The following is a 428-nucleotide window of genomic DNA, read 5'->3' on the forward strand; positions in this document are numbered from 1 at the left end:
TGGGAGTGCTCGAAAGAGAACCATTACACAGGTGCTGCATGGCTGTCGTCAGCTCGTGTCGTGAGATGTTGGGTTAAGTCCCGCAACGAGCGCAACCCTTGTCATTAGTTGCTACGAAAGGGCACTCTAATGAGACTGCCGGTGACAAACCGGAGGAAGGTGGGGATGACGTCAAGTCCTCATGGCCCTTATGGGTAGGGCTTCACACGTCATACAATGGTACATACAGAGCGCCGCCAACCCGCGAGGGGGAGCTAATCGCAGAAAGTGTATCGTAGTCCGGATTGTAGTCTGCAACTCGACTGCATGAAGTTGGAATCGCTAGTAATCGCGGATCAGCATGTCGCGGTGAATACGTTCCCGGGTCTTGTACACACCGCCCGTCACACCATGGGAGCGGGTTTTACCAGAAGTAGGTAGCTTAACCG

General features: G+C 54.0%; 1 rRNA gene. It reads left to right on the plus strand.

The annotated features are described in order from the left end of the window. Positions 1-428 (plus strand): 16S ribosomal RNA (locus GCM43_RS25530); the annotation flags it as partial.

It is taken from the genome of Janthinobacterium aquaticum (genome assembly GCF_009208565.1).
GTDB lineage: Bacteria > Pseudomonadota > Gammaproteobacteria > Burkholderiales > Burkholderiaceae_D > Janthinobacterium.